A 24,143-nucleotide genomic window follows, 5' to 3' on the forward strand; every position below is an offset into this window, starting at 1 on the left:
CCCGGGTCAGTCCTGCTGCTTGGCGAACACGTAGCCCACGCCGCGCACCGTCACGATGCGCTTGGGGTTCTTGGGGTCGGCCTCGATGGCGGCCCGGATGCGCCCCATGTGCACGTCGATCGAGCGGTCGAAGGCCTCCAGCTCGCGGCCGCGCACGGCCTCCATGATCTGGTCGCGCGTCAGCACCCGGCCGGCGCGCTCGGCGAGCACGACCAGCAGGTCGAACTGGTAGGAGGTCAGCTCGGCCGGCTTGCCGCCGACCGTGACGGTGCGGGCGTCCCGGTCGATCTCCAGCGAGCCGAAGCGCATGGTCTTGGCCGGGGCCGCGGCGCCGTCGCTGCGGCGGCGCAGGATGGCGCGGATGCGCGCCAGCAGCTCGCGCGGCTCGAAGGGCTTGGGCAGGTAGTCGTCGGCGCCCAGCTCCAGGCCCACGATGCGGTCCATCGGGTCGCCCTTGGCCGTGAGCATGAGCACCGGCACCTTGCCGGTCTCGCCGGGCAGCGCCCGCACGCGCCGGCAGACTTCCAGGCCGTCCAGGTCGGGCAGCATCAGGTCGAGCACCACCAGGTCGGGGGCCGCGCCGGAGGGCGGCGCCTCCAGCAGCTCCAGCCCCGCGCGGGCGTCGGCGGCGTGGGTCACGCCGAAGCCGGACCGTTCGAGGTACTCGCCGACCATCTGCGCCAGGCGGGTGTCGTCTTCGATCATCAGGAGTTGCTGCATGGGAAAGAGATGGTAAGTCCTTGGCCCGCCACCTCGGCCGGCCTTGCGGCCCATGGTCGGGCGGACCCATCGCCCCCGCTTGAACCCGCCGTAAAGTTTGGTAAACGGCCGTCTCGCCCGGTGTGGCTCAGCGGGAGGCCGGGTCGGCCCCGGTTCCCTGCCGGCCCTGCATCTTCCAGAGCACGAGGATCAGCAGCAGCGGCGGGATGGCCGTGAGCGCCGTGCCGATGAAGGCCGTCGCATAGGCCCCCAGCAGGCCGTAGGTGGGCGTCATCGACTCCACGGCCACGCCGGAGAAGCCTTTCAGGAACTTGCCGAGCAGGGCATAGGTGGACGACAGCATCGCGTACTGCGTCGCCGTGTAGCCCAGGCTGGTGAGGCTGGACATGTAGGTGACCAGGGCCACGCCGGCGAAGGCCTGCGCGAAGGCGTCGAGCGACATGATGGCCGCGAAGAGCACGTCGTTCACGTGCAGCGCGAGCAGGGCGAAGGCGCCCGTGCCCAGCGCCTCCAGCACCAGGCCGACGATCAGCGTCGGCAGCATGCCGATGCGGATGGCCGTGATCCCGGCGGCCGCCAGGCCGAGGAAGGTCGCCACCAGCCCGAAGGACCCGCGCACCACCGCGACCGTGTCCTTGCTGACGCCGAGGTCGTGGTAGTAGGGGTTGTACATGGGGCCCATGACGAAGTCGGGCAGCCGGTACAGCGCCACCATCAGCAGGATCACCAGGCCGGCGGTCTTGTGCTTGCGGAAGAAGTCGACGAAGGGGCCGATCACCGCGTCGAGCAGGCCGCGCGCGGACCACAGCGGCGGCTTGCTGTGCAGCACCACTTCGGCCCGCGCCGGCTCGAAGGCCAGGAAGGTCGCGACGATGCCGATGGCCATCAGCACGGCCATGGCCACGTACGACATCGCCCAGCCGATGCGGGCGGCGGCGGCGATGATCGCCGCGTCGGTCACGAGCAGCGCGATGCGGTAGCCGAGCTGCGCGGCCGACGTGAGCAGCCCGACCTCCTCGGAATCCGAAGCCGCCTCGATGCGCCAGGCGTCGATCGCGATGTCCTGCGTGGCGGAAGCGAAGGCGGTGAGCAGCGCGAACGCGCCGATCGCGCCCAGCCCGGCCGACACGCCCACGAAGGACATGCCGAGCAGGCCGATCGCCACCAGGATCTGGCAAAGCAGCATCCAGCCGCGCCGCCGTCCCAGTCGCCCGAGCAGCGGCACGTCGATGCGGTCCACCAGCGGCGACCAGTACACCTTGAAGGCGTAGGCGAAGCCGACCCACGAGATGAAGCCGATGGCGACCAGGCTGGTGCCCTCGTCGCGCAGCCAGTAGCCGAAGGTGTTGGCCGTCAGCAGGAAGGGCAGGCCGGAGGAGAAGCCCAGGGCCAGCATCACGGCCACCTTGGGCTGGCGCAGTTCGCGCAGGACCTGCAGGGCCGAGCGCTTGCGGCGTGGCGGCGGAGGGGCTGCAGGCGGGCTCTGGTCGGAACTGGCGGCTGGGTCTGACATGGGGTCCTTGGTTCCTCCGTATTATTCGCCCATGTGCCGACTCTGTGCTGCCAGCTCCTCGCCCTGGATGGCCAGGCGGGCCTTCCTGCTGGCCGCGGGAGCGGCGGTCGCGGGCCCGGCGCTGGCGCAGGTGGACGTGGGCGAGAGCTCGCGCCTGCGCACCCTCGTGCCGGCCGACGAGCTGGAAGTCGCGGCCACGCAGCAGTACAACGAGCTGCTGCAGGAAGCGCGCAGCAAGGGCGCGCTGGCGCCCGAAGGCAATGCGCAGCTGCGGCGCCTGCGTTCGATCTCCGCGCGCCTGATCGAAGACGCGCCGCGCTGGAACGCGCGGGCGCGCGAGTGGCGATGGGAAGTGAACCTGATCGGCAGCAAGTCCGTCAACGCCTTCTGCATGCCGGGCGGGAAGATCGCGGTGTTCACGGGCCTGCTCGACAAGCTGCAGCTGACGGACGATGAAGTCGCCATGGTCCTGGGCCACGAGATGGCCCACGCGCTGCGCGAGCACGCGCGCGAACGCATCGCCAAGAGCCAGGGCACGAGTGCGCTGCTGTCGCTGGGCGCGCAGCTGTTCGGGCTGGGCCAGCTGGGCGACGTCGCCGCCAGCATCGGCACGCAGCTGCTCACGCTGAAATTCAGCCGCGACGACGAGATCGAGGCCGACCTGGTCGGCCTGGAATTGGGCGCCCGGGCCGGCTTCGCGCCGCAGGCCGCGGTGTCGCTGTGGCAGAAGATGGGCCGCGAATCCGGCGACGGCAGCGGCCTTGCCTTCCTCTCCACGCACCCGACCGGCCCGGACCGGCTGCGCCGGCTGCAGGACAACATCCCGCGCGTCGAAGCGCTGTACCGGCAGGCGCTCGCGCGCCGCTGATCCCTCACCCGCCGTTCCCGCGGAGGCGGGAACCCAGGGCTCCCGAAAGCCCTGGGTCCTCGCCTTCGCGAGGATGACGAAACCAGCCTCCCGGAGCTCGACCGTAAAGGTTTTGTCAGAATGTATTGTTTCTGACTCTACCGGGACCTCCCCTGTTGAAGACCTTCCGACTGCAACTCCGCTTCCTCGTGCCCCTGGTCATCATCCTCGCGGGCACGGCCTACCTGGCCGTTCCGCTGATGGACAAGCTCACATTGCGCTGGTTCGCGCGCGACCTCGACATGCGGGGCAACCTGGTGGCGAACGCGCTGTCCGACTCGCTGACGGACTCCGAGACGCGCGGGCGCAAGCTGCAGGCGATCTTCGACCGCGCGCTCCAGGACGAGCGCCTGGTCGCGATCGGCTGGTGCTCGCCCAGCGGCCAGGTGCTGCGGCGCACCTCGCGCTTCCCCAAGGACCTCACCTGCGAGCAGGCCAAGGAGATCGCCGGCGCGCGCACCGCCGACATCGACATCGAGGGCGGGCCGGTGCACGTCAGCTACCACCCCATCGTGGGCGAGAACGGCCCGGCCGGCGAGCTCGTGCTGATGCACGACCTGAGCTTCATCGAGCGGCGCAGCCAGGACACGCGCAAGTACCTGATCATCCTGATCGCGGCGCTGGGCGGCGCCATCGCGCTGGTCACCGTGATCGTGGCGCAGCTGAGCTGGCGCGGCTGGGTGTCGGGCGCGCAGGCGCTGCTGCGCGGCGAGGGCCTGCTGCGGCCCATCGTGCCGCCGGCGCCGGAACTGGCGCCGCTGGCGGCCGACCTGCGCGAGCGGCTGCGCGACCTGGAAGACGAATACCGGCGCGTGGCGCGGCCCGAGCAGGGCTGGACGGCCGAGCGCCTGCAGACGCTGCTGAAGACGCAGCTGCGCGGCGACCAGGTGATCGTGGTGTCCAACCGCGAGCCCTACATCCACGAGGTCGGCGACGACGGGCAGATGAAGGTGCGGCGTCCCGCCAGCGGCCTGGTGACCGCCGTGGAGCCGGTGATGCGCGCCTGCTCCGGCACCTGGATCGCGCACGGCAGCGGCAGCGGCGACCGCCAGGCGGTGGACCGCCACGATCGCGTCGCGCTGCCGCCGGGCGAGGACGACTACCAGCTGCGCCGCGTCTGGCTCACCGACGAGCAGGAGCAGGGCTACTACTACGGCTTCGCCAACGAGGGGCTCTGGCCCCTGTGCCACGTGGCGCACGTGCGGCCGGTGTTCCGCGAGCAGGACTGGGAGTACTACCGCGACGTGAACCAGAAGTTCGCCGACGCGGTGGTGGCCGAGGCGCGCAGCGAGGACCCGATCGTGCTGGTGCAGGACTACCACTTCGCGCTGCTGCCGGCCATGGTGCGGCGCAAGCTGCCGCGCGCGACCATCCTGACCTTCTGGCACATCCCGTGGCCCAACCCGGAATCCTTCGGCATCTGCCCGTGGCGCAGCGAGATCCTGGAAGGCATGCTGGGCAGCACCATCCTGGGCTTCCACACGCGCTTCCACTGCAAGAACTTCATCGAGACGGTCGACCGCTACCTCGAGGCGCGGATCGAGCACGAGCACTCCACGATCACCTTCGGTGGCGAGCAGACGCTGGTGGAGAGCTACCCCATCTCGATCGAGTGGCCCTCGCCCGAGGAAGCGCGCGAGTGGCCGTCGCCCGGCCAGTGCCGCGCCGAGCTGTTCGAGCGGCTGGGCATCCCCAGCCACCACCGGGTCGGCGTCGGCGTCGACCGCTTCGACTACACCAAGGGCATCCTGGAGCGCCTGAACGCCGTCGAGCGCATGCTGGAGAAGCACCCCGACTGGCAGGACCGCTTCACCTTCGTGCAGGTGGCGGCGCCTTCGCGCGGCGCGCTGGAGGAATACCGCGCCTTCCAGGAGCGCATCCAGCGCACCACCGAGCGCATCAACGCGCGCTTCGGGCGGCCCGAGGCGCCCGTGGTGCGGCTGCTGGCGCAGCACCACGACCACGACCAGGTGACGCGCCTGTACCGCGCCGCCGACGTCTGCATGGTGACCAGCCTGCACGACGGCATGAACCTGGTGTGCAAGGAGTTCGTGGCGGCGCGCGACGACGAGCGCGGCGTGCTGATCCTGAGCCGCTTCGCCGGCGCCGCGCGCGAGATGCCGGAAGCGCTGGTGGTGAACCCCTACCACGTGGAGGAGACCGCCGACGCGCTGCACCAGGCGCTCACCATGCCGGCGGCGGAGCAGCGCGAGCGCATGGGCAGCCTGCGCAGCACGGTGTACGAGTTCAACGTGTACCGCTGGGCGGGCCGCATGCTGGCCGACGCCGCGCGGCTGCGCCTGCGCCAGCGCGTCTCCGAGCGCGTGCAGCGCCACCGCGTGGACTGAGGTCGCGACCATGCTGAGCCGCCGCCGCTTCGTCCATGCGGTCTCGCTCGCCGGGCTGGCCGGCGGCGCGCGCGCGCAGGAGGACCGCCCGGCGCTCCCGGTGCCGCCCCTGCTCGACGCGGCGGCGGGGCCGCTGCGGCTGGATGCGCAGCCGGGGCTCACGCGCTTCGGCGCCGGCGCGCCCAGTTCGACGGCGGGCTACAACGGCAGCTTCCTGGGCCCCACGCTGCGGATGCATTCCGGCAGCGAAGCGCGCGTGATCGTGCGCAACCGGCTGCCCGAAGCGACGACGGTGCACTGGCACGGCCTGCTCGTGCCCGCCGACGTGGACGGCGGGCCCCACAACGAGATCGCGCCCGACGGCGGCACGTGGCAACCCGTGCTGCCGGTGCGCCAGCCGGCCGCCACCGGCTGGTACCACGCGCATCCCCACATGCGCACCGCGCAGCAGGTCTATGCCGGGCTGGCCGGCATGCTGATCGTCACCGACGCCGAGGAGCAGGCGCTGGGCCTGCCTTCGCGCTACGGCGTGGACGACCTGCCCCTGATCCTGCAGGACCGCTTCCTGGACCGCAGCGGACGCATGCTCTATCCGCGCGGGATGATGACGCAGATGCACGGCGCCTTCGGCAACACGCTGCTGGTCAATGGCGCGCCCGGGCCGCTCGCCCGGGTGCCGGCGGCGCTGGTGCGGCTGCGGCTGCTCAACGCGGCCAACGCGCGCATCTTCGACCTGGCCTTCGCCGACGGCCGCAGTTTCCAGTGGATCGCCACCGAAGGCGGCCTGCTGCGCGCGCCGGTGACGCGCAAGCGCCTGCTGCTCGCGCCGGGCCAGCGGGCCGAACTGCTGGTGGACTTCTCCGACGGCCAGGCCGCGATGCTGGGCACGCATGCGGCCGGCATGCTGCCGGCGCGCGGCGTCGATGCCATCGCGCTGCAGCCGCTGCTGCATTTCGCGCCGCAGAAGGGCGAGGCGGGCGTGCGGCGCGCGCCGCCCCGGCTGGCGCGGTGGGACAGCATCCCGGAGAGCCGCGTGCGCCGGCGCCGCCGCCTGACGATGACCATGGGCATGCCCGGGATGGGCATGGGCGGCATGGACATGGGCATGGGCTTCGACGGCCAGCCCTTCGCCATGGACCGCGTCGACCAGCAGGTGAAGCTCGGCGACGTCGAGATCTGGGAGGTCTCCAGCCAGCCCGGGATGATGATGGACATGCAGCATCCCTTCCACATGCACGGCGTCCACTTCGAGGTGCTCCGGCGCGACGGCGGCCCGCCCTCGGCCCAGGACGCCGGCCGGCGCGACACGGTGCTGGTCGATGCGCCCGTGCAGCTGCTCGTGCACTTCACGCAGCCGGCCGCCGCGGCCAGCCCCTTCATGTACCACTGCCACATCCTCGAACACGAGGACGCGGGCATGATGGGCCAGTTCAGCGTGACCTGAACATCAGGCGCGCGGCTCCAGCTGCACGCGCCGCAGCAGGTCCTCCAGCACCGTCAGGTCCACGGGCTTCGTGAGGTGGTGGTCGAAGCCGGCCGCGAGCGCGCGGCGGCGGTCGTCCTCGGCGCCCCAGCCGGTCAGCGCGATCAGGTGCACCCGGCCCACCTGCGGGTCGGCGCGCATGGCGCGCGCGACCTCGTAGCCGTCCATGCCCGGCAGGCCGATGTCCAGCAGCACGACGTCGGGATCGAAGGCCTGCGCGGCCGGCAGCGCCTCGGCGCCGTCGTGCACGCTGCGCACCTGCAGCCCCAGCATTTCCAGGAAGGTGGTGAGGGTGTCGGCCGCATCGAGGTTGTCGTCGACCACCAGCACGCGCGCGGGCGCGCCCGGCTGCGCGCCGGCGCCTTCCTCGTCGCCCTGCGCGCCGGTCTCCGGCAGCGCGGGCGGCAGGCAGGGCAGGGTGACGGTGAAGATGCTGCCCTGGCCCGTGCCGGGGCTCGCGGCCGTCACCGTGCCGCCGTGCATCTGGATCAGGCTGCGCACCAGGAACAGGCCGATGCCGAGCCCGGCGCTCGCCTGCGCGCCGGCGGGCGCCACCTGGGTGAACAGGCTGAACACCTTCTCCAGCATGTCGGGGGGAATGCCGATGCCGTTGTCGCGGATTTCCACGCGCGCCTCGCTGCCTTCCTGCCAGGCCCGCAGGCGGATCTCGCCGCCCGGCGGCGTGTACTTGGCCGCGTTGTTCAGCAGGTTGCCGAAGGCCTGCGCGAGGCGCGTCTCGTCGCCCTGCAGCTCGATGTCGGGGTCCGGCAGCTCCACGTGCAGCGCGTGGCCCGCGGCGTCGATCGAGGGCCGGGCCAGTTCCAGCGCGGTCTGCAGCGCGGCGCGCAGCGAGCTGCGCGCGAGCTCCAGCCGGATCTTGCCGCTGTTGATGCGCGAGATGTCCAGCAGGTCGTCGATCAGCCGCACCATGTGCGCGAGCTGCCGGTCCATGGTCTGCAGCGTGCGCTGCTGCACCGGGGCGGGCACGTTGGGCTTCCTCAGGATCTGCAGCCCGGTGCGCAGCGGCGCCAGCGGGTTGCGCAGCTCGTGCGCGAGCGTGGCCAGGAATTCGTCCTTGGCCTGGTTGGACTGCTGCAGCAGCAGCTCGCCCTGCTTGCGTTCGGAGATGTCGATCAGCGAGCCGGCCGCGCGGTAGGCGCGCCCCTGCGCGTCGCGCAGCGCCATGCCCGTGACCAGGAACCAGCGCCAGCGCCCGCTCTTCTCCCGCAGCCGGCACTCGGCCTGGTAGGGCACGTCGTGCGACAGGTGCGCGCGCAGCGAGGCGCGCACGCCGGGCAGGTCGTCGGGATGCATGATGGCGGCGAGCGCGTCGGGCTCGTCGGGGAACTCCTGCTCCGTGTAGCCGAGCAGCGCCTTCAGCCGCGGCGAGTGGAACATGGTGCCGCCGGTGATGTCCCAGTCCCACAGGCCGGCGCTGGAGCCGCGCGCCGCCAGCTGGTAGCGCGCTTCGCTCGCCGACAGGGCGGCGTTCGCCTCCTGCAGCACGCGGGCCCGCTGCCCCAGCTCGTCGAGCATGGCGTTGAAGGCGTCGACCAACTGGCCCACCTCGTCCTCGCTGCGCCGCGTCGCGCGCACGTCGAAGGAGCCGCGGTCCAGCACCGTGCGGGCGACGCGGCTCACGTCCTCGATGGGCCCGGTGATCGACTTCTGCAGCCGGTGCGCCAGCAGCAGCGCGCCGAACAGGCTCGCCACCGTCACGGCCACCAGCCAGCCGATGTATTCCGAGATCTCCGCCACCAGCCCGTGCCGCGACTGCACGTAGACGGTGCCGATCGCCTCGCGGTTGGAGACCACCGGCCGCACGATGGTGGCCATGGTCCAGCCGAAGCGCAGGCCCGGCGGCGGCACGGCGGCGGGCACGTCGGCCGAGCCGCCGTCGCCGGCCAGGAACCAGGCGAACAGCTGCCCCTGCTTGTCGTAGAGCGCCGCCGCGGCCACGCCCGGCTGCGCCTGCAGCACGCGCAGCGTCTGCTCGCCCACCTTGCGGTCGCCGAAGGCCAGGGCCGCCTCGCTCGCGAGGCCCACCAGTTCGGCCTGCCCGGCCAGGTCGGCCTCGGCGTCACGCCAGGCCTTGCGCGCTTCCACCAGCAGCAGCGATGCCGCCGACAGCAGCAGCGCGAGGCCGACCGTCGCGAGCAGGATCAGGTTGAGCTTGTGGCGGATGCTCCGGGCGCTCGCTATGCGCATCAGCGGCCCTCCACGTCCTGCGCGACGGCCAGCAGCTTGGAGCTGAGCTTCAGCCCGCGCGCGGCCGCGGCCCTCAGCGAGGCGACGAAGCGCACGCGGCCTTCGTCCTGCGTGAAGTACAGCACGGGGTCGGTCCCGGCGAGCGGGCCGTCCGCCACCGTGAGCACGGGCCCGCGGACGCTGGCCAGGATCTCGCGCGCGCGGCTGGCCCGCGGGCCGCCGGCGTAGAGCACGTGCACGCCCCGCGCGTCCTCGGCGCCACGCACGCGCAGCACGTTCACCGGGTGGCCCTCCAGGTCGCGGCCGGACGTGATCTGCTCCAGCTCCCCCGCCACGGCGTCGTCGCCGTACACGCCGATGACGAAGGGCGCGACGCGCGAGCGGAACACGCCGGGCGGCCAGTCGACGAAGCTGCCGAACTTGTAGAGGAAGGCCGCCTTCACCGCGCTTTCGCGCACCAGCCCGAGGCCCTGCTGGGCGCGCGCCAGGCGCCCGCGCACGGCGCACAGGCCCGCCGCGAGGGCGAGCCAGGTGCGGCGCGGGAGGTGGCGCGTCGTCACAGCTGCAGCACCGCCCTCAGGAAGATGCCGCGCCCGAATTCGCTTGCGTCGTTGAACTCCACGTGCTCGCGATCGAACACGTTGCGGACGATCAGCGACAGCTCCAGCTGCGGCGTGGCCTGCCAGCCCAGGCGCAGGTCGGTCACCGTGTACGAGGGCACGCGCGGCGCGGGCAGGGTGCCGACGTGGCGCACGAAGAGATCAAGCTCGGTCTGGCGCGGCAGGTCGAACTGCGCGCGCAGCTTCCACTGCTGCTGCGGGTCGTTGCCCAGGTTGGGGATGCTGACGGGATCGGGCGGTCCCTCGCTGAAGTGCAGCTTCTTGCGCTGCCCCAGGTAGCCCAGGCTGAAGCGCGCGTTTTCCAGGGGCTGCCACTGCGCCCAGGCCTCCACGCCTTGGCTGAAGCCGGCGATGCGGTTCGCCACCACGGCGGGCATGCCGCGGCCGGCACGCAGGCCCTGGTAGTTCTGCCGGAACGCGGTCAGCGAGTAGGTCAGGTTGGGCCGGAGCTGGCCGCGGTGGCCGATCTCGAGCACGTTGGCGGTCTCGGATTCGAAGCCGTCGCCGCCGGCGATGATGAAGGGCGGATTGCCGGGAAAGAAGAAGTCGCGGTCGACGCGCGCCGGCGCCCGCACCGCCCGGGAAGCGGCCACCCAGGTGCTGCCCTCGTTCGCGTGCTGGTAGGCGAGTCGCAGGCTGGGCAGCCACTCGAGGCCCGTGTAGCTGTTGCGCTCCGCCTTCACGCCCGACGTGAGCTGCCAGCGGCGTCCCAGGTCGAGCTGGTGCTGCACGAACAGGTTGGCCCAGGAGAGCGATCGATCCTCGGGATCGAAGCGGACGAAGAGGGTGGTGTCGTTCTCGTCGCGCCCGTGCCGGTAGCCGCCGCCCCACAGCAGCTGCTGGCCCGCGGGCATCAGGGGCTCGTGCGTGAACTGCAGGTCGACCGCCGCGGCGCGGTTGTGGAAGCCCAGCGTCTCGTCGCGCGCCTGCAGGTCGTAGTACGCCTGCACCCGGTAGGGGCTGCCGTCGCCGAAGCGGCTTTCCCAGCGCGCCAGCAGGTTGCCGCCGAACATCTCCGGCGCCATGCCGCTGCCCGGTGCGTCGCCGCCCTCGAACGCGTCGCCCTGCACCGTCAGCTGGTCGCTGCCCGCGTGGTGGTCGAGGCGGAAGCCGACCTGCCGCTTGCTGAAGTCGTCGGCACGCTCGGCCCCCGCCTGCGTGCGCGTGTTGTCGCGGTCGAGCGCCAGGCCGTACAGGCGCAGGTAGGTGGAAGGCGCGATGCGGCCGCCCCAGCGCGCCGCTTCCTGCCCGCCGTGGTTCGAGCGGGTGGCGGTCACCAGCGTGCCCTGCGTGGACGCGGCGGTCTTCGTGATCACGTTGATGATGCCGTTGACCGCGTTCGCGCCCCACAGCGTGCCGCCCGGGCCGCTGATCACCTCGATGCGCTCGATGTCCTCCAGCACCAGGTCGTGGTAGTCCCAGAACACGCCGGAGAACAGCGTCGAGTAGATCGTGCGCCCGTCGATCAGCACCAGCAGCTTGTTGGCGATGCCGTTGCTGAAGCCGCGGGCGGAGATGGCGTACTGGCTGGCGTTCAGCCGCGCGACCTGCAGGTTCGGCGCGAGCCGCAGCGCCTCGGGCAGGCTGATCGCCCCGGAGCGGCGGATGTCCTCGCCCGTGATCACGAAGACGGAGGCCGGCGCGCTGCGCAGGCTCTGCGGCCGCCCCGAGACCGAGGTGACCGGCAGTTCGCTCAGCTCCTCGAGGCTGAGCTCCGCCAGCCCGCTGCCGGCGGCGGCCAGGAGCTGCGCGCCTGCCAGGGCCGGCGCCAGCCCGGCCAGCAGCAGCGCTGCCTTGCCGCAGATGGAAAGTGGCATGAGAGGCCCCCCGACGAAAGCGTCGATGGTAGTCAAGCGGACTCGCCGACCGGGGTGGCCCTGCTGATCTGTCGCCCTTGTCCTACACGGCGCGGGCAGCGGCTTCGTTGCCGTCCACCGACAGCCCGGCGCGGCGGCGCGCCTCGTTCAGCAGGCCCACCAGCGCGTCGAGTTCCACGGGCTTGGTGAGGTGGCCGTCGAAGCCGGCATCCTGCGTGCGCCGCCGGTCTTCCTCGTTGCCGAAGCCGGTCATGGCCACCAGGAACGGGGTCAGCACGCCGCTCTGCTCGCGCAGGCGCCGGCGCGCCTCGAAGCCGTCCATGCCCGGCATGGCGAGATCAAGCAGCACCATGTGGGGCTTCAGGCGGCGGGCGGCGACGATGCCCGCCTGGCCGTCGTAGGCCGACTCGACCTCGTTGCCGAGCAGCCGCAGCACGTCCGTGGCGCTGTCGGCCGAGTCGCGGTTGTCGTCGATCACCAGCACGCGCAGGCCGCCGGAGGGGCCTTCGCGCCTTTCCTCTTCCTGCTGCACGTCGTCGGCCGGTGCGAGCGGCAGGCGGACCGTGAAGGTGCTGCCCTGGCCCGGCCCCGGGCTGGCGGCCTCGATCATGCCGCCGTGCATCTCGGCCAGCGTGCGTGCCAGCGTCAGGCCGATGCCCAATCCGCTTTCCGAGGCGGAGGAGTTGGCCGCCTCGGCCTGGCTGAACAGCTGGAAGATGGATTCCAGGTGCTCCGGCGCCAGGCCCCGGCCGTTGTCGCGCACGACCAGGTAGCCGACCCCGTCGCGGGCCGAGACGGTCAGCGAGATGCGGCCGCCCTCGGGCGTGTACTTCGCCGCGTTCACCAGCAGGTTCTGCAGCACCTGCGACAGCCGCGTCGGGTCGCCGTGCACGTAGACCGGCTGGTCCGGCTGCTCCATCGTGAACTGGTGGCGCCGCGCCGAGATCAGCGGCCGCGCCGTCTCGACGCTGCGGGCCACGACGTCGGACAGGCGCACCAGCTCCTTGCGCAGCTTGATCTTGCCGGTGGTCAGCCGCCCGACGTCCAGCAGGTCGTCCACCAGCCGCGTGACGTGCGTCAGCTGCCGGTCGATCACGTCGCGGCAGTTGCGCAGCACCGGGCTGGTGAGGGTCTCCAGCTGCATGATGGTGACCGCGTTGCGGATCGGCGCCAGCGGGTTGCGCAGCTCGTGGGCCAGCATGGCCAGGAACTCGCTCATGCGCCGGCTCGACTGCTCCAGCTCCTCGAGGCGCCGACGCTCGCTCATGTCGCGCACGATCTTGGCGAAGCCGCGCAGGTCGCCGTCGGCACCGTACACGGTGGTGACCACCACGTCGGCCCAGAACACGGAGCCGTCCTTGCGCACGCGCCAGCCCTCGTCCTCCACCCGGCCGGCCGCGAGGGCCTCGCGCAGTTCCGCTTCGGGCTTGCCCGCCTCCTGGGCCTCGGGCGGGAAGAAGGCACCGAAGTGGCGTCCCACGATGTCCCCGGCCGGGTAGCCGAGGATCGCTTCGGCCCCCGCATTCCAGCTCTGGACGCGTCCCTGCGGGTCCAGCATGAAGATCGCGTAGTCGCGCACGCTCTCCACCAGCAGCCGGAAGCGCTCCTCGCTGGCGCGCAGCGCCTCCTCGTGGCGCCGGCGCTCGGTCAGGTCGCGCGTGATCTTGGCGAAGCCGCTCAGCGTTCCATCCGGCTCGTACAGCGCCGTGATGACGACGTTGGCCCAGAAGCGCGAGCCGTCCTTGCGCAGGCGCCAGCCTTCGTCCTCGAAGCGGCCCTGGGCCCGGGCGCGGCGCAATTCCTCGTCCGGCCAGCCGGTGGCGATGGCTTCCGGCGGGTAGAACACCGAGAAGTGCCGGCCCACGATCTCGTCCCGCTCCCAGCCCTTGAGCTTCTGGGCACCGCTGTTCCAGGACGCGATGCGGCCCTCCGGGTCCAGGATGAAGATGCCGTAGTCGGTCACGGCGTCGACCAGCAGCTGGAAGCGCTGTTCGAGGTCCTTCTCCGGAATCGGCGGGGCGGATGTGGTCATGGGGGAGCCGCCCATTATCCCGACCGCCGACGGCCCGGCAGAAGAAACGGTCGCGCAAATGCGGCGCTGTCCTACAACGCCGGCCGCGCCGCGCGGGCGGGCCAGAGGACCGAGGCGATCGCTACAACCATCAGTACGACTGCCGCCCAGTCCTGCCAGTGCAGCGCCTCCTTCAGCCAGAGGGCCCCGCTGAACACGCCCAGCACCGGAATGAGCATCACGCTCAGCGTGGAGGCGATCGGCGGCAGGTTGCGGGCGAGATAGATCCAGGCCGCCTGGGCGAAGCCGAAGACCAGCACCGCGTTGAACAGGATGGCGCCGGTGACGGGCGCGTCGGGCCAGCGCCAGCGGCCGGCTTCGAACAGGGCCAGCACCGCCATCAGCACGGCCGTGAGCGCCGTCATCCAGAAGGCGATGGTCAGTGCCGGCACCGGGATGCGGGTGCGGCGCAGGGTCTGCGTGCCGAAGGCCCAGAAGGCGGCCGCCACCAGCGCCAGCAGCACGCCGACCGGCCGGCCCGCCAGGTGCGTGAGCTCGTGCCACAGCAGCAGCAGCACGCCCAGGGCGGCGGCGCTCACGCCCAGCCAGGCCCGCCGGCCGAGCGGCGAGGCGAAGAACAGCGCGCCGATCACCGCCGAGAAGATGGGCATGGTGTAGCCCAGGATGGCCGCGCGCCCGCTGGAGAGCGTGCGCACCGCCAGGATGATGCACACGTGCCAGATGAACATGTTGGTGGTGGTGAGCCACAGCAGCTCGCGCCAGTGCCGCCGCGGGATCGTGAACGGCACCTTCAGCAGCACGAGGCCCAGGGCCAGCACCGGCAGTCCCAGCCAGATGGAGATCGCGCGGAAGGTGAGCGGCGGGTAGCCGGTCACGCCCAGCTTCATGACCGGCCAGTTGATCCCCCAGATCAGGGTGAGGAAGGCGAGGACGACGAGTTGCTGGCGGGACAGGGCGGGCATGGGGCGCCATTGTGGCGTGCCCCGCCCTCCTAGAATCAGGCCATGACCTTCCTCGAGATGCTGCGCGCCGCGCAGCAGCGCAGCGGCTCCATGCTGTGCGTCGGGCTCGACCCGGAGCCGGCGCGCTTCCCGGCCGGCCTGAAGGGCGACGCGGGGCGCATCTACGACTTCTGCGCCCGCATCGCCGACGCCACCGGCGACCTGGTGATCGCCTTCAAGCCGCAGATCGCCTACTTCGCCGCGCACCGCGCCGAGGCGCAGCTGGAGCGCTTGGTGCAGCACCTGCGCGCGAGCTTCCCGCAGGTGCCGGTGATCCTGGACGCCAAGCGCGGCGACATCGGCTCGACCGCGGAGCAGTACGCGAAGGAAGCCTTCGAGCGCTACGGCGCCGACGCCGTGACGCTGTCGCCCTTCATGGGCTTCGACTCGGTGCAGCCCTATCTGAAATACGGGGACAAGGGCGCGTTCCTGCTGTGCCGCACCTCCAACCCCGGCGGCGACGACCTGCAGAACCAGCGGCTCGCTTCGGTGGACGGGCAGCCGCGCGTCTACGAGCACATCGCGGCCCTGGCGCAGGGTCCCTGGAACCTGAACGGGCAGCTGGGGCTGGTGGTCGGCGCCACCTATCCGGCGGAAATCGAGCGCGTGCGCGCGCTCGCGCCGACGGTGCCGCTGCTGATCCCCGGCGTGGGCGCGCAGGGCGGCGACGCCGCGGCGACGGTGAAGGCGGGCTGGCGCGCCGACGGGCCCATCGTGGTGAACTCCTCGCGCGCCATCCTCTATGCGTCGGCGGGCGAGGACTACGCGCAGGCGGCGCGGCGCGAGGCGCAGCGCACGCGCGACCTGCTGGCCGCCGCGCGTCCCTGAGGCCTCAGCGCACGCGGTCGTGCGAGCGGCCGCGGACCATGCCCACCACGAACAGCAGGATGATCGCCCCGATGATCGAGGCGATCCAGCCGGCCGCCTCGTTCGGGCCGTAGAGCCCCAACGCCTGGCCCAGGAAGCGGGCGACGAAGGCACCCGCGATGCCCAGCAGGGTGGTCATGATGATGCCCATGCTGTCGTTGCCCGGCTTCAGCGCGCGGGCGATCAGGCCCACGATGAAGCCGACGATGATGGTGCCGATGATCGACATGCATTTCTCCCGACGAGTTGGTACCGGGGAATGCTAGGAAGGCTGGCGGCCCGCATTTGTAGGCCGCCAGCCTGCAAACACCGCCTTACAGGAGACGCTTGAGGTAATGCCCCGTGTGGCTGCGCGGATCCGCCGCCACCTCCTCCGGCGTCCCGGCCACCACCACCGTGCCGCCGCCGTCGCCGCCTTCCGGCCCCATGTCGATCACCCAGTCGGCCGTCTTGATCACGTCCAGGTTGTGCTCGATGACGACGATGGTGTTGCCCGCGTCGCGCAGCTGGTGCAGCACCTTCAGCAGCAGGGCTATGTCGGCGAAGTGCAGCCCGGTCGTCGGCTCGTCCAGGATGTAGAGCGTGCGCCCCGTGTCGCGCTTGGACAGCTCCAGCGCCAGCTTCACGCGCTGCGCCTCGCCGCCCGACAGCGTGGTCGCGGCCTGCCCCAGCTTGATGTACGACAGGCCCACGTCCAGCAGCGTCTGCAGCTTGCGGGCGATGGCCGGGACCGGCTTGAGGAATTCGTACGCGTCCTCCACCGTCATGTCGAGGATCTGCGCGATGTTGCGGCCCTTCCACTGCACTTCGAGCGTCTCGCGGTTGTAGCGCTGGCCGCGGCAGACGTCGCAGGGCACGTAGACGTCGGGCAGGAAGTGCATCTCCACCTTCACCACGCCGTCGCCCTGGCAGGCCTCGCAGCGGCCGCCCGCGACGTTGAAGGAGAAGCGCCCCGGGCCGTAGCCGCGTTCCTTGGCGACGTTGGTCTCGGCCATCAGCTCGCGGATCGGCGTGAACAGGCCGGTGTAGGTGGCCGGGTTGCTGCGCGGCGTGCGGCCGATCGGCGACTGGTCGACGTTGATCACCTTGTCGAAGTGCTCGATGCCCTCGATCGCCTCGTGCGGCGCCGGCTCCTCGTGCGCGCGATAGAGCTCGCGCGCCACGGCGGCATACAGCGTGTCGTTGACCAGCGTGGACTTGCCGGAGCCGGACACGCCGGTGACGCAGGTGAGCAGCCCCACGGGGATCTCCACCGTCACGTCCTTCAGGTTGTTGCCCGAGGCGCGCACGATGCGGATCACCTGCGGGTCCGGCTGCTCGCCGAGCCGGTTGCGCTTCGCCGGCACCGGGATCTTCAGCGTGCCGGCCATGTAGCGGCCGGTGAGGGATTCGGGGTTGGCCAGCACCTCGTCGGGTGTGCCCTGCGCCACCACCTGCCCGCCGTGGATGCCGGCGCCCGGCCCCATGTCCACCACGTAGTCGGCCGCGCGGATCATGTCCTCGTCGTGCTCCACCACCAGCACGCTGTTGCCCAGGTCGCGCAGGTGCTGCAGGGTGCCGATCAGGCGGTCGTTGTCCCGCTGGTGCAGGCCGATCGAGGGCTCGTCCAGCACGTACATCACGCCGGTGAGGCCGGAGCCGATCTGCGAGGCGAGCCGGATGCGCTGCGCCTCGCCGCCGGAGAGCGTCTCGGCGCTGCGGTCCAGGCTCAGGTAGTTCAGCCCCACGTCGTTGAGGAACTTCAGGCGCGCGGCGATCTCGCGCACGACCTTGGCGGCGATCTCCGCCTTGGCCCCGTGCAGCTGCAGGTGCTCGAACCAGGCCTGGCTGTCGCGCAGCGTCATGTGGCCGATCTGGTAGATCGCCTTGCCGTCGGCGCCTTCGCCCAGGCGCACGTGGCGCGCCTCGCTGCGCAGGCGCGTGCCCTCGCAGGAAGGGCAGGGCTGCAGGCTGCGGTAGCGCGCGAGCTCCTCGCGCACGGCGGCCGAATCGGTCTCGCGGTAGCGCCGCTCCATGTTGGGCAGGATGCCTTCGAAGGGGTGCTTCTTGTTCACGCGCCGGCCGCCGGACTCCAGCGTGTAGGCGAAGCGGATCTCCTCCTCGCCCGAGCCGTGCAGCAGCACCTTGCGCACGTTCGGCGGCAGGTCCTGGAAGGGCGTGTCGACGCTGAACTTGTAGTGCTTCGCGAGGCTGTCGATCAGCGCGAAGTAGTGCGGGTTGCGCCGGTCCCAGCCCTTGATCGCCCCGCTGGCGAGCGAGAGTTCGGGGAAGGCCACGACGCGCGTGGCGTCGAAGAACTCCATCGTGCCGATGCCGTCGCAGCTGGGGCAGGCGCCCACCGGCGAGTTGAAGGAGAACAGGCGCGGCTCCAGCTCGCTGATGGAGTAGTGGCAGACCGGGCAGGCGAACTTCGCGTTGAAGAGGTGTTCCCGGCCGCTGTCCATCTCCACGGCCACGGCGCGGCCGTCGGCCAGGCGCAGCGCCGCCTCGAAACTCTCGGCCAGGCGCTGCTGCATGTCGGGGCGGACCTTCAGGCGGTCCACGACGACGTCGATGTCGTGCTTCTCGGCCTTCTTCAGCTTCGGCAGGCTCTCGACCTCGAACACGTCGCGGCCGATGCGGAAGCGCACGTAGCCCTGGCCCTGCATCTCGGCGAACAGTTCGGTGAACTCGCCCTTGCGTTCGCGCGCCACCGGCGCCAGCACCATGAGGCGCGTGTCCTCGGGCAGGGCCAGCACCGCGTCGACCATCTGGGAGACGGTCTGTGCCTGCAGCGGGACGTCGTGGATCGGGCAGTAGGGCGTGCCGGCGCGCGCGAACAGCAGGCGCAGGTAGTCGTGGATCTCGGTGACCGTGCCGACGGTGGAGCGCGGGTTGTGGCTGGTGGCCTTCTGCTCGATCGAGATCGCGGGCGACAGGCCCTCGATCAGGTCCACGTCGGGCTTGTCCATCAGCTGCAGGAACTGGCGGGCATAGGCCGACAGGCTCTCGACGTAGCGCCGCTGCCCCTCGGCATAGAGCGTGTCGAAGGCGAGCGAGGACTTGCCGGAGCCGGACAGGCCGGTGATCACCACCAGCTGGTAGCGCGGCAGGTCGAGGTCGACGTTCTTGAGGTTGTGCGTGCGCGCGCCGCGGATGCTGATCCGCTGGCCCAGCGCGTCATGCAGGTACTTGCCTTCGGTGCTTGTGTTCAAGGTCGGGGGCGCGCCACGGGAAACCCGACATGATAGGCCGCCCACCTTTCCCGTGCACCCGGGCCCTGTGCGATATGGCAGAGAATGCGGGGTTTGCCGGGCCCGCCGGCGCGCCCCGTTGCCATTCGTGACCGATTCCCCCACCGCCCTGTCCAGCCGGATGACCCCGGCCGAACGCCGTGCCAGCGGCTCGCTGGCGCTGATCTTCGCGGCCCGCATGCTGGGGCTGTTCCTCGTGCTGCCCGTGTTCGCGCTGGAAGCGGCGCGCTATCCCGGCGGCGACGACCCGGCCCTCGTGGGCATGGCCATGGGCATCTACGGCCTCACGCAGGGCATCCTGCAGATCCCCTACGGGCTGGCCTCCGATCGCTTCGGGCGCAAGCGCGTGATCGCGCTGGGCCTGCTGGTGTTCGCGGCGGGGAGCTTCGTCGCCGCGGCGGCGCCCGACCTGCACTGGCTGGTGGCCGGCCGGGCGCTGCAGGGGGCGGGCGCCGTCTCGGCCGCCGTGACCGCGCTGCTGGCGGACCAGACGCGCGACATCGTGCGCACCAAGGCGATGGCGCTGGTGGGCGCCAGCATCGGCCTGATGTTCGCCGTGTCGCTGGTGGCCGCGCCGATGCTGGCCGGGATCATCGGCCTGGGCGGCCTGTTCGCGATCACGGGGCTGCTGGCGCTGGGCTGCATCGCGGTGGTGATGTGGTGGACGCCGCCGGCGCCCGCGGAGAAGGCCAATGTGCCGCGCGGGCGGCTCGTCGACGTGCTGAAGCACGCGCCGCTGCTGCGCCTGGACCTCGGCGTGCTGGTGCTGCACGCGGTGCAGCTGGCCATGTGGGTGGCGATCCCGGTGCTGCTGGTGGAAGCGGGCCTGCCCAAGGACAGGCACTGGACGGTGTACCTGCCCACCGTGGTCGCGTCCTTCGTGGTCATGGGCGGCCTGTTCCCGCTGGAGCGGCGCGGCTACCTGCGCGCCGTGTTCCTGGGCGCCATCGGCCTGGTGCTGCTGGTGCAGGCCGGCCTGTGGGCCGCGTCCATGCATCCCACCGTGCCGGTGCTGGCGGCGCTGCTGTTCCTGTTCTTCTGCGGCTTCAACGTGCTGGAGGCGACCCAGCCGAGCCTCGCCTCGCGGCTGGCGCCGGCGCATTCGCGCGGCGCCGCGCTCGGTGTGTACAACACCCTCCAATCCCTGGGATTTTTTGCCGGCGGCGCGGTCGGCGGCTGGCTGGCCAAGGACGTTGGGTGGGGAGGCCTGTTCGGCGCCGCCGCGGCCCTGATGCTGCTGTGGCTGGTGGTCGCCTGGCCCATGCGCGCGCCGCAGGCCCGCCAGACGGCCGAGGAGGTTCTCGCCGACGAGGCCGAGGCCACATAATCGACCCAATTTCAGAGGGGAACCCCATGGCATCCGTCAACAAAGTCATCCTGGTCGGCAATTGCGGGCGCGACCCCGAAGTGCGCTACCTGCCCTCGGGCCAGGCCGTCGCGAACGTGAGCGTCGCCACCACCAGCCGCCGCAAGGACCGCAACAGCGGCGAGATGGTCGAGGAAACCCAGTGGCACCGCGTCAGCTTCTTCGACCGCCTGGCCGAGATCGTCGGCGAGTACGTGAAGAAGGGCAGCCCCATCTACGTCGAGGGCCGCCTCGTCTACCGCAAATTCACCAACAAGGACGGCGTCGAGCAGAACGCCACCGACATCATCGCCACCGAGATGCAGCTCCTGGGCAGCCGCCAGGGCATGGGCGGCCCGTCCGGTGGCGACGACGACGGCGGTGGCGCCCCGCGCCGCTCGGCGCCCCCCGCCCGCGCGCCCGCGCCGGCGGCGCAGCGGCCCGCGTCGAAGCCGGCCTCCGGCTTCGACGACATGGACGACGACATCCCGTTCTAGGCCGGATCAACCCGCGCGGCGGCTCCTGCAAGGATGTCCGCCAGCCGCGCGATGTCCGCGGGCTTCACCAGGTGGTGGTCGAAGCCCGCATTCTTCGAGATGACGCGGTCGTGCGCCTGCCCATACCCGGTGAGCGCGATGAACGCCGCGTCCCGGCCGGCCGCGTGCTCCTGCAGGCGCTGCGCCAGCTCGTAGCCGGTCATGTCCGGCAGGCCGATGTCCAGAATGACCGCGTCCCATGGCGTCGCGGCGGCGGCCCCCCGGAGGGCGCTCCCCGCGTCGTGTGCGACGGTCACCGAGTGGCCCAGCAGCTCCAGGACGTCGCGCAACGTGAGCGCGGCGTCCTCGTTGTCGTCCACGACGAGGATGTTTCGACCGCAAGCGGGTCGCCCGGGGGCTTCCGCCGCTGCGGGGACCGGCTCCACCCGGGCCAGAGGCAGGTCCACGCGGAAAGTGCTTCCCTTGCCCGGCCCAGGGCTGCTCGCGCGGACTTCGCCATCATGGAGTTGCACCAGCGAGCGCACCAGTGCGAGGCCGATGCCGAGACCCCCCTGGCTGCGGTCGGGCGTCCGTTCGCCCTGCGTGAACAGCTCGAACACCTGGTCGATCATCCCGGGGGCGATTCCCATGCCGGTGTCCGTCACCGTCACGCCCACACGGTCCTCGCGCGGCTCGAGGCGCACTTCGACGGCGCCGCCTTGCGGCGTGTACTTGGCGGCGTTGTTCAGGAGGTTGGCGACGACCTGGACGAGCCGGTGGTAGTCCCCGTCGACGGTGCACGCACCGGCACCGATGCGGGTGCGCAGTTCGTGGCCGCGTGACCGCAGCAGGGGCTTGACCTGCTCGATGGCCGTGGACACGACCGCGCGCATGTCGACGGGCTCCCGTTCCAGCCGTACCAGGCCGCGCGTGACGCGCGATACGTCGAGGAGGTCGTCCACCAGGCGGGTGAGATGGCCCACCTGGCGTGAGATGATTTCGCCGGCTTCCGCGATGCGCCGCGGATCCGCCCCTGCGAGCTTGAGCATGTGCGCGGCAGTGTTGATGGGCGCAAGCGGGTTGCGCAGCTCGTGCGCGAGCATCGCGAGGAATTCGTCCTTCCGCCGGTCCGCGACCTGGAGTGCTTCGAGCATCCGGTCCCGCTCCGCTTCGACGCGGCGACGTTCCTCGATATCGAGCAGCACGCCGGGGAACCGCAAGGGGCTGCCGTTCCCGTCCCGCTCGATCCGTCCGCTCGCTTCCACCCACCGGTAAGCGCCATCCCTGAGCACGCGATACTGCGCGCTGTAGCTGCCGCCGGCCTGCAGCGCGTGGTCGACGGCCGCCTTGACGCGCTCCACGTCTTCGGGGTGGATGGCCGCGACGGCATAGCTGAGCGGCGTGCCCGCCTTCAGCCTGGCGGCGTCCAGCCCGAAACTCAGGGCGAAGCGTTCGTCCGCCACGAACTGGTCTTCGGGGATGTTCCACACCCAGGTTCCGACGATGGCGCCCGCATCCAGCGCGAGTTGCACGCGTTCGAACGACGCCGACAGCTCCTCCTGCAGCCGGCGCCTCTCGGTGACGTCCTGGAAGACCGCGGCGACGCCATCGCCCACGGGAAAGGCGCGAACCTCGAACCACCGTTCGCGACCGTCCGCAAAGCGGTAGAGGTGTTCCAGGGTGCGGGGCCGCCGCAGCGATGCGACCTCGCGGTACATGCGGCCCAGGGGGCCTTCGTAAGTGCCTGGAAACCGCTCCCAGTGACTGCGGCCGACCAGGTCGTGCCGGGCCAGCCTGACCATCCGCATGGACGCTTCGTTCACCTCCAGGATGTTGAACTCGCGATCGAGCAGGATGAAGCCCTCCTCCATGTTCTCCAGGACGCCCCGGTGGCGCGCTTCGCTTTCGCTCAGGCGCCGCTCGGCGAGGATCTGTGCGGTGATCTCGGTGCAGGCGCAGAAGAATCCGCCGACCTCGCCGGTCTCCGCCCGGACCGGGGAGTAGAAGAACGAGAAGTGGGTTTCCTCGCGGAAGCCGCGGCGCTCCATCCAGAGCTCGATGTCGTCCATCTGGACCGGCTCGCCGCGATAGGCGGCCGCCACGATGGGTGTCAGGGAGTCGCGGATCTCGTCCCAGACATCGAGGAAGTCACGCGCCACCGCACCGGGATGCTTGGCGGCAAGGATCTCGGCGTAGCCGTCGTTGTAGACCAGCGTGCGCCCGGGTCCCCAGACGATGAACATGGGCTGGCTGGATGCCAGCATGATCGGGACCAGCGTCTTCAGCGCGGCGTCCCAGTGCTGGGCCGGACCCAGGGGCGTCGAATCCCAGTCGGTCGTGCGAAGCCGCTCGGCCATCGGTGTGCCAGCGCTGAACAGGTAAGGCGTGCGCTTCATCGGATGGAAGGGGTGCGATCCCGGGCGATGTTAGCGGCAGATGCTCCAGCGTTGGTCCCGCTGTCGTGCGGATGGCGCACTGCAACCATAATCCTGCGCAAACCATACCCGCAGGAGGATCGATGCGTGCTGCCTATCTCGCCGCCGGGGTGCTGGCCTTGGCGGGCTGCGCCACCCGGCCGGTCTCCATCGCCGCGCTGCCGTCCCAGGTGCCCGAAGCCATCGAGGCGCAGCTGCGGCAGATCGGCCGCGTGGTGGACCCGCCCAGGACGGCGGCGCTCTATGCGCCCCTGCAGCAGCGCGAACCCTACGAAGGCGTGACCGTCACGCGCGCCGTGCGCTACGGGCCGGATCCCGAGCGCAACCTGCTGGACGTCTTCACGCCGCAGCGTCCCGACGCGGCGCCGCGGCCGGTGCTCATCTTCGTGCACGGCGGCGCCTTCGTGGCGGGCAACCGGCGCACCGGCAACAGCCCCTTCTACGACAACATCGCGCTGTGGGCCGTGAAGAACGGCATGGTGGGCGTCAACACGACCTACCGCCTCGCGCCGCAGCACCCGTGGCCGGCGGCCCAGGAGGACCTGGCCGCGATGCTGGTCTGGGTGCGCGAGAACATCGCCGCGCGCGGCGGCGACCCGGAGCGCATCTACCTCATGGGGCATTCGGCCGGGGCCGCGCACGTGGCGCAGTACATCGGCCACCCGCGCTTCCACGTCGAGCCGGGCGGCGGCATCGCCGGCGCGATCTTCGTGTCGGGCCTGTTCGACCCGTCCAGCGCGCAGCCCGATCCGACGCTGCAGGCCTACTTCGGCAAGGACGCCTCCCTGTACGCCCGCCGCTCGGCGCTGCCGGGCATGGCGGCTTCGCGGCTGCCGATGCTGGTGACCTACGCGGAGCTGGACCCGTCCGACTTCCACGAGCAGGCGGAGCAGGCGCAGGCGGCGCTGTGCAGCGCCGGCCACTGCGGGCCGCTGCTGCAGTTGCGCGGGCACAGCCACATGTCGGAGGTCTACGCGATCAACACGCCGGACACGGCGCTGACGGACGCGATCCGCGCGTTCGTGTTCGCGCGGCACTGAGGTTTGCTGGGGTTCGCTGCGCTCACCGCCCAGCCCACACCACCAAGCATCCTCGCGGGTAGGGGAGGGCCGGCGGAAAAAAGACCACCCCGAACCCA

17 protein-coding genes are annotated in these 24,143 nt (G+C 71.2%); 7 read left to right on the forward strand and 10 right to left on the reverse strand.

Annotation, left to right across the window (positions count from 1 at the left end; genetic code table 11):
* Positions 1-6: 6 nt before the first annotated feature.
* Complete coding sequence (locus ACY0MJ_RS04415) at positions 7-720, reverse strand: response regulator (protein ID WP_462637071.1); 714 nt, start codon at positions 718-720, stop codon at positions 7-9.
* Between the two features lie 127 nt (positions 721-847).
* On the reverse strand, positions 848-2,233 hold the full coding sequence (locus ACY0MJ_RS04420) for an AmpG family muropeptide MFS transporter (RefSeq protein WP_462637072.1): 1,386 nt from the start codon (positions 2,231-2,233) through the stop codon (positions 848-850).
* A gap of 31 nt (positions 2,234-2,264) precedes the next feature.
* On the opposite strand from ACY0MJ_RS04420, the gene ACY0MJ_RS04425 reads away from it, so the two are divergent.
* From ACY0MJ_RS04425 to ACY0MJ_RS04435, 3 genes are all read left to right on the forward strand, one after another.
* Complete coding sequence (locus ACY0MJ_RS04425; RefSeq protein ID WP_462637073.1) at positions 2,265-3,101, forward strand: M48 family metallopeptidase; 837 nt, start codon at positions 2,265-2,267, stop codon at positions 3,099-3,101.
* Positions 3,102-3,256: 155 nt separating this feature from the next.
* Positions 3,257-5,488, forward strand: a complete 2,232-nt coding sequence (locus ACY0MJ_RS04430; RefSeq protein WP_462637074.1) for an alpha,alpha-trehalose-phosphate synthase (UDP-forming) — start codon at positions 3,257-3,259, stop codon at positions 5,486-5,488.
* Between the two features lie 10 nt (positions 5,489-5,498).
* A complete protein-coding gene (locus ACY0MJ_RS04435; RefSeq protein ID WP_462637075.1) occupies positions 5,499-6,932 on the forward strand; it encodes a multicopper oxidase family protein in 1,434 nt (477 codons plus the stop codon).
* A 3-nt stretch (positions 6,933-6,935) separates the two neighbouring features.
* On the opposite strand, the gene ACY0MJ_RS04440 is transcribed toward ACY0MJ_RS04435, so the two are convergent.
* The 5 genes from ACY0MJ_RS04440 to ACY0MJ_RS04460 form a co-directional block, all read right to left on the reverse strand.
* Positions 6,936-9,179: an ATP-binding protein gene (locus ACY0MJ_RS04440; RefSeq protein WP_462637076.1), complete on the reverse strand. Its 2,244-nt coding sequence runs from the start codon at positions 9,177-9,179 to the stop codon at positions 6,936-6,938.
* The gene (locus tag ACY0MJ_RS04445) at positions 9,179-9,739 is read right to left on the reverse strand and encodes a YfiR family protein (protein WP_462637077.1); all 561 of its coding nucleotides are present in this window, start codon (positions 9,737-9,739) and stop codon (positions 9,179-9,181) included. Before ACY0MJ_RS04445 ends, ACY0MJ_RS04440 begins: the two co-directional genes overlap by 1 nt.
* The gene (locus ACY0MJ_RS04450) at positions 9,736-11,616 is read right to left on the reverse strand and encodes a TonB-dependent receptor plug domain-containing protein (protein ID WP_462637078.1); all 1,881 of its coding nucleotides are present in this window, start codon (positions 11,614-11,616) and stop codon (positions 9,736-9,738) included. The genes ACY0MJ_RS04445 and ACY0MJ_RS04450 overlap by 4 nt, the downstream gene beginning before the upstream one ends.
* 82 nt (positions 11,617-11,698) lie before the next feature.
* Positions 11,699-13,648 carry a PAS domain-containing hybrid sensor histidine kinase/response regulator gene (locus ACY0MJ_RS04455; RefSeq protein ID WP_462637079.1) on the reverse strand — a complete coding sequence of 650 codons (1,950 nt, stop codon included), beginning with the start codon at positions 13,646-13,648 and terminating at the stop codon, positions 11,699-11,701.
* Between the two features lie 71 nt (positions 13,649-13,719).
* Positions 13,720-14,610, reverse strand: a complete 891-nt coding sequence (locus tag ACY0MJ_RS04460) for a DMT family transporter (protein ID WP_462637080.1) — start codon at positions 14,608-14,610, stop codon at positions 13,720-13,722.
* Positions 14,611-14,652: 42 nt separating this feature from the next.
* Between ACY0MJ_RS04460 and pyrF the strand changes: the two genes are divergently transcribed.
* Positions 14,653-15,477, forward strand: a complete 825-nt coding sequence (gene pyrF, locus ACY0MJ_RS04465) for an orotidine-5'-phosphate decarboxylase (RefSeq protein ID WP_462637081.1) — start codon at positions 14,653-14,655, stop codon at positions 15,475-15,477.
* A 4-nt stretch (positions 15,478-15,481) separates the two neighbouring features.
* On the opposite strand, the gene ACY0MJ_RS04470 is transcribed toward pyrF, so the two are convergent.
* Complete coding sequence (locus ACY0MJ_RS04470) at positions 15,482-15,745, reverse strand: GlsB/YeaQ/YmgE family stress response membrane protein (protein WP_462637082.1); 264 nt, start codon at positions 15,743-15,745, stop codon at positions 15,482-15,484.
* 85 nt (positions 15,746-15,830) lie between these two features.
* On the reverse strand, positions 15,831-18,710 hold the full coding sequence (gene uvrA, locus ACY0MJ_RS04475; protein WP_462637083.1) for an excinuclease ABC subunit UvrA: 2,880 nt from the start codon (positions 18,708-18,710) through the stop codon (positions 15,831-15,833).
* A gap of 160 nt (positions 18,711-18,870) precedes the next feature.
* Between uvrA and ACY0MJ_RS04480 the strand changes: the two genes are divergently transcribed.
* Positions 18,871-20,076 carry an MFS transporter gene (locus ACY0MJ_RS04480; protein WP_462637098.1) on the forward strand — a complete coding sequence of 402 codons (1,206 nt, stop codon included), beginning with the start codon at positions 18,871-18,873 and terminating at the stop codon, positions 20,074-20,076.
* Positions 20,077-20,102: 26 nt separating this feature from the next.
* On the forward strand, positions 20,103-20,591 hold the full coding sequence (gene ssb / locus ACY0MJ_RS04485) for a single-stranded DNA-binding protein (RefSeq protein WP_462637084.1): 489 nt from the start codon (positions 20,103-20,105) through the stop codon (positions 20,589-20,591).
* On the opposite strand, the gene ACY0MJ_RS04490 is transcribed toward ssb, so the two are convergent.
* Positions 20,588-22,966 (reverse strand): hybrid sensor histidine kinase/response regulator, encoded by a 2,379-nt coding sequence (locus ACY0MJ_RS04490; protein WP_462637085.1) that lies wholly within the window; start codon positions 22,964-22,966, stop codon positions 20,588-20,590. The two genes, ssb and ACY0MJ_RS04490, sit on opposite strands and share 4 nt — an antisense overlap.
* Positions 22,967-23,088: 122 nt before the next feature.
* Between ACY0MJ_RS04490 and ACY0MJ_RS04495 the strand changes: the two genes are divergently transcribed.
* The gene (locus ACY0MJ_RS04495; RefSeq protein ID WP_462637086.1) at positions 23,089-24,045 is read left to right on the forward strand and encodes an alpha/beta hydrolase; all 957 of its coding nucleotides are present in this window, start codon (positions 23,089-23,091) and stop codon (positions 24,043-24,045) included.
* The last annotated feature ends 98 nt before the right edge of the window (positions 24,046-24,143 follow it).

This window comes from Ramlibacter sp. bp-362 (genome assembly GCF_054956735.1).

What these genes read in the sequence shown, in the direction of transcription:
- ACY0MJ_RS04415 (WP_462637071.1), bottom strand. Translation starts at nt 720, where the DNA reads ATGCAGCAACTCCTGATGATCGAAGACGACACCCGCCTGGCGCAGATG.
- ACY0MJ_RS04440 (WP_462637076.1), bottom strand. Translation starts at nt 9,179, where the DNA reads ATGCGCATAGCGAGCGCCCGGAGCATCCGCCACAAGCTCAACCTGATC.
- ACY0MJ_RS04480 (WP_462637098.1), top strand. Translation starts at nt 18,871, where the DNA reads ATGACCCCGGCCGAACGCCGTGCCAGCGGCTCGCTGGCGCTGATCTTC.
- ACY0MJ_RS04455 (WP_462637079.1), bottom strand. Translation starts at nt 13,648, where the DNA reads ATGACCACATCCGCCCCGCCGATTCCGGAGAAGGACCTCGAACAGCGC.
- ACY0MJ_RS04420 (WP_462637072.1), bottom strand. Translation starts at nt 2,233, where the DNA reads ATGTCAGACCCAGCCGCCAGTTCCGACCAGAGCCCGCCTGCAGCCCCT.
- ACY0MJ_RS04470 (WP_462637082.1), bottom strand. Translation starts at nt 15,745, where the DNA reads ATGTCGATCATCGGCACCATCATCGTCGGCTTCATCGTGGGCCTGATC.
- ACY0MJ_RS04425 (WP_462637073.1), top strand. Translation starts at nt 2,265, where the DNA reads ATGTGCCGACTCTGTGCTGCCAGCTCCTCGCCCTGGATGGCCAGGCGG.
- ACY0MJ_RS04460 (WP_462637080.1), bottom strand. Translation starts at nt 14,610, where the DNA reads ATGCCCGCCCTGTCCCGCCAGCAACTCGTCGTCCTCGCCTTCCTCACC.
- ACY0MJ_RS04450 (WP_462637078.1), bottom strand. Translation starts at nt 11,616, where the DNA reads ATGCCACTTTCCATCTGCGGCAAGGCAGCGCTGCTGCTGGCCGGGCTG.
- ACY0MJ_RS04435 (WP_462637075.1), top strand. Translation starts at nt 5,499, where the DNA reads ATGCTGAGCCGCCGCCGCTTCGTCCATGCGGTCTCGCTCGCCGGGCTG.
- ssb (WP_462637084.1), top strand. Translation starts at nt 20,103, where the DNA reads ATGGCATCCGTCAACAAAGTCATCCTGGTCGGCAATTGCGGGCGCGAC.
- ACY0MJ_RS04490 (WP_462637085.1), bottom strand. Translation starts at nt 22,966, where the DNA reads ATGAAGCGCACGCCTTACCTGTTCAGCGCTGGCACACCGATGGCCGAG.
- ACY0MJ_RS04495 (WP_462637086.1), top strand. Translation starts at nt 23,089, where the DNA reads ATGCGTGCTGCCTATCTCGCCGCCGGGGTGCTGGCCTTGGCGGGCTGC.
- pyrF (WP_462637081.1), top strand. Translation starts at nt 14,653, where the DNA reads ATGACCTTCCTCGAGATGCTGCGCGCCGCGCAGCAGCGCAGCGGCTCC.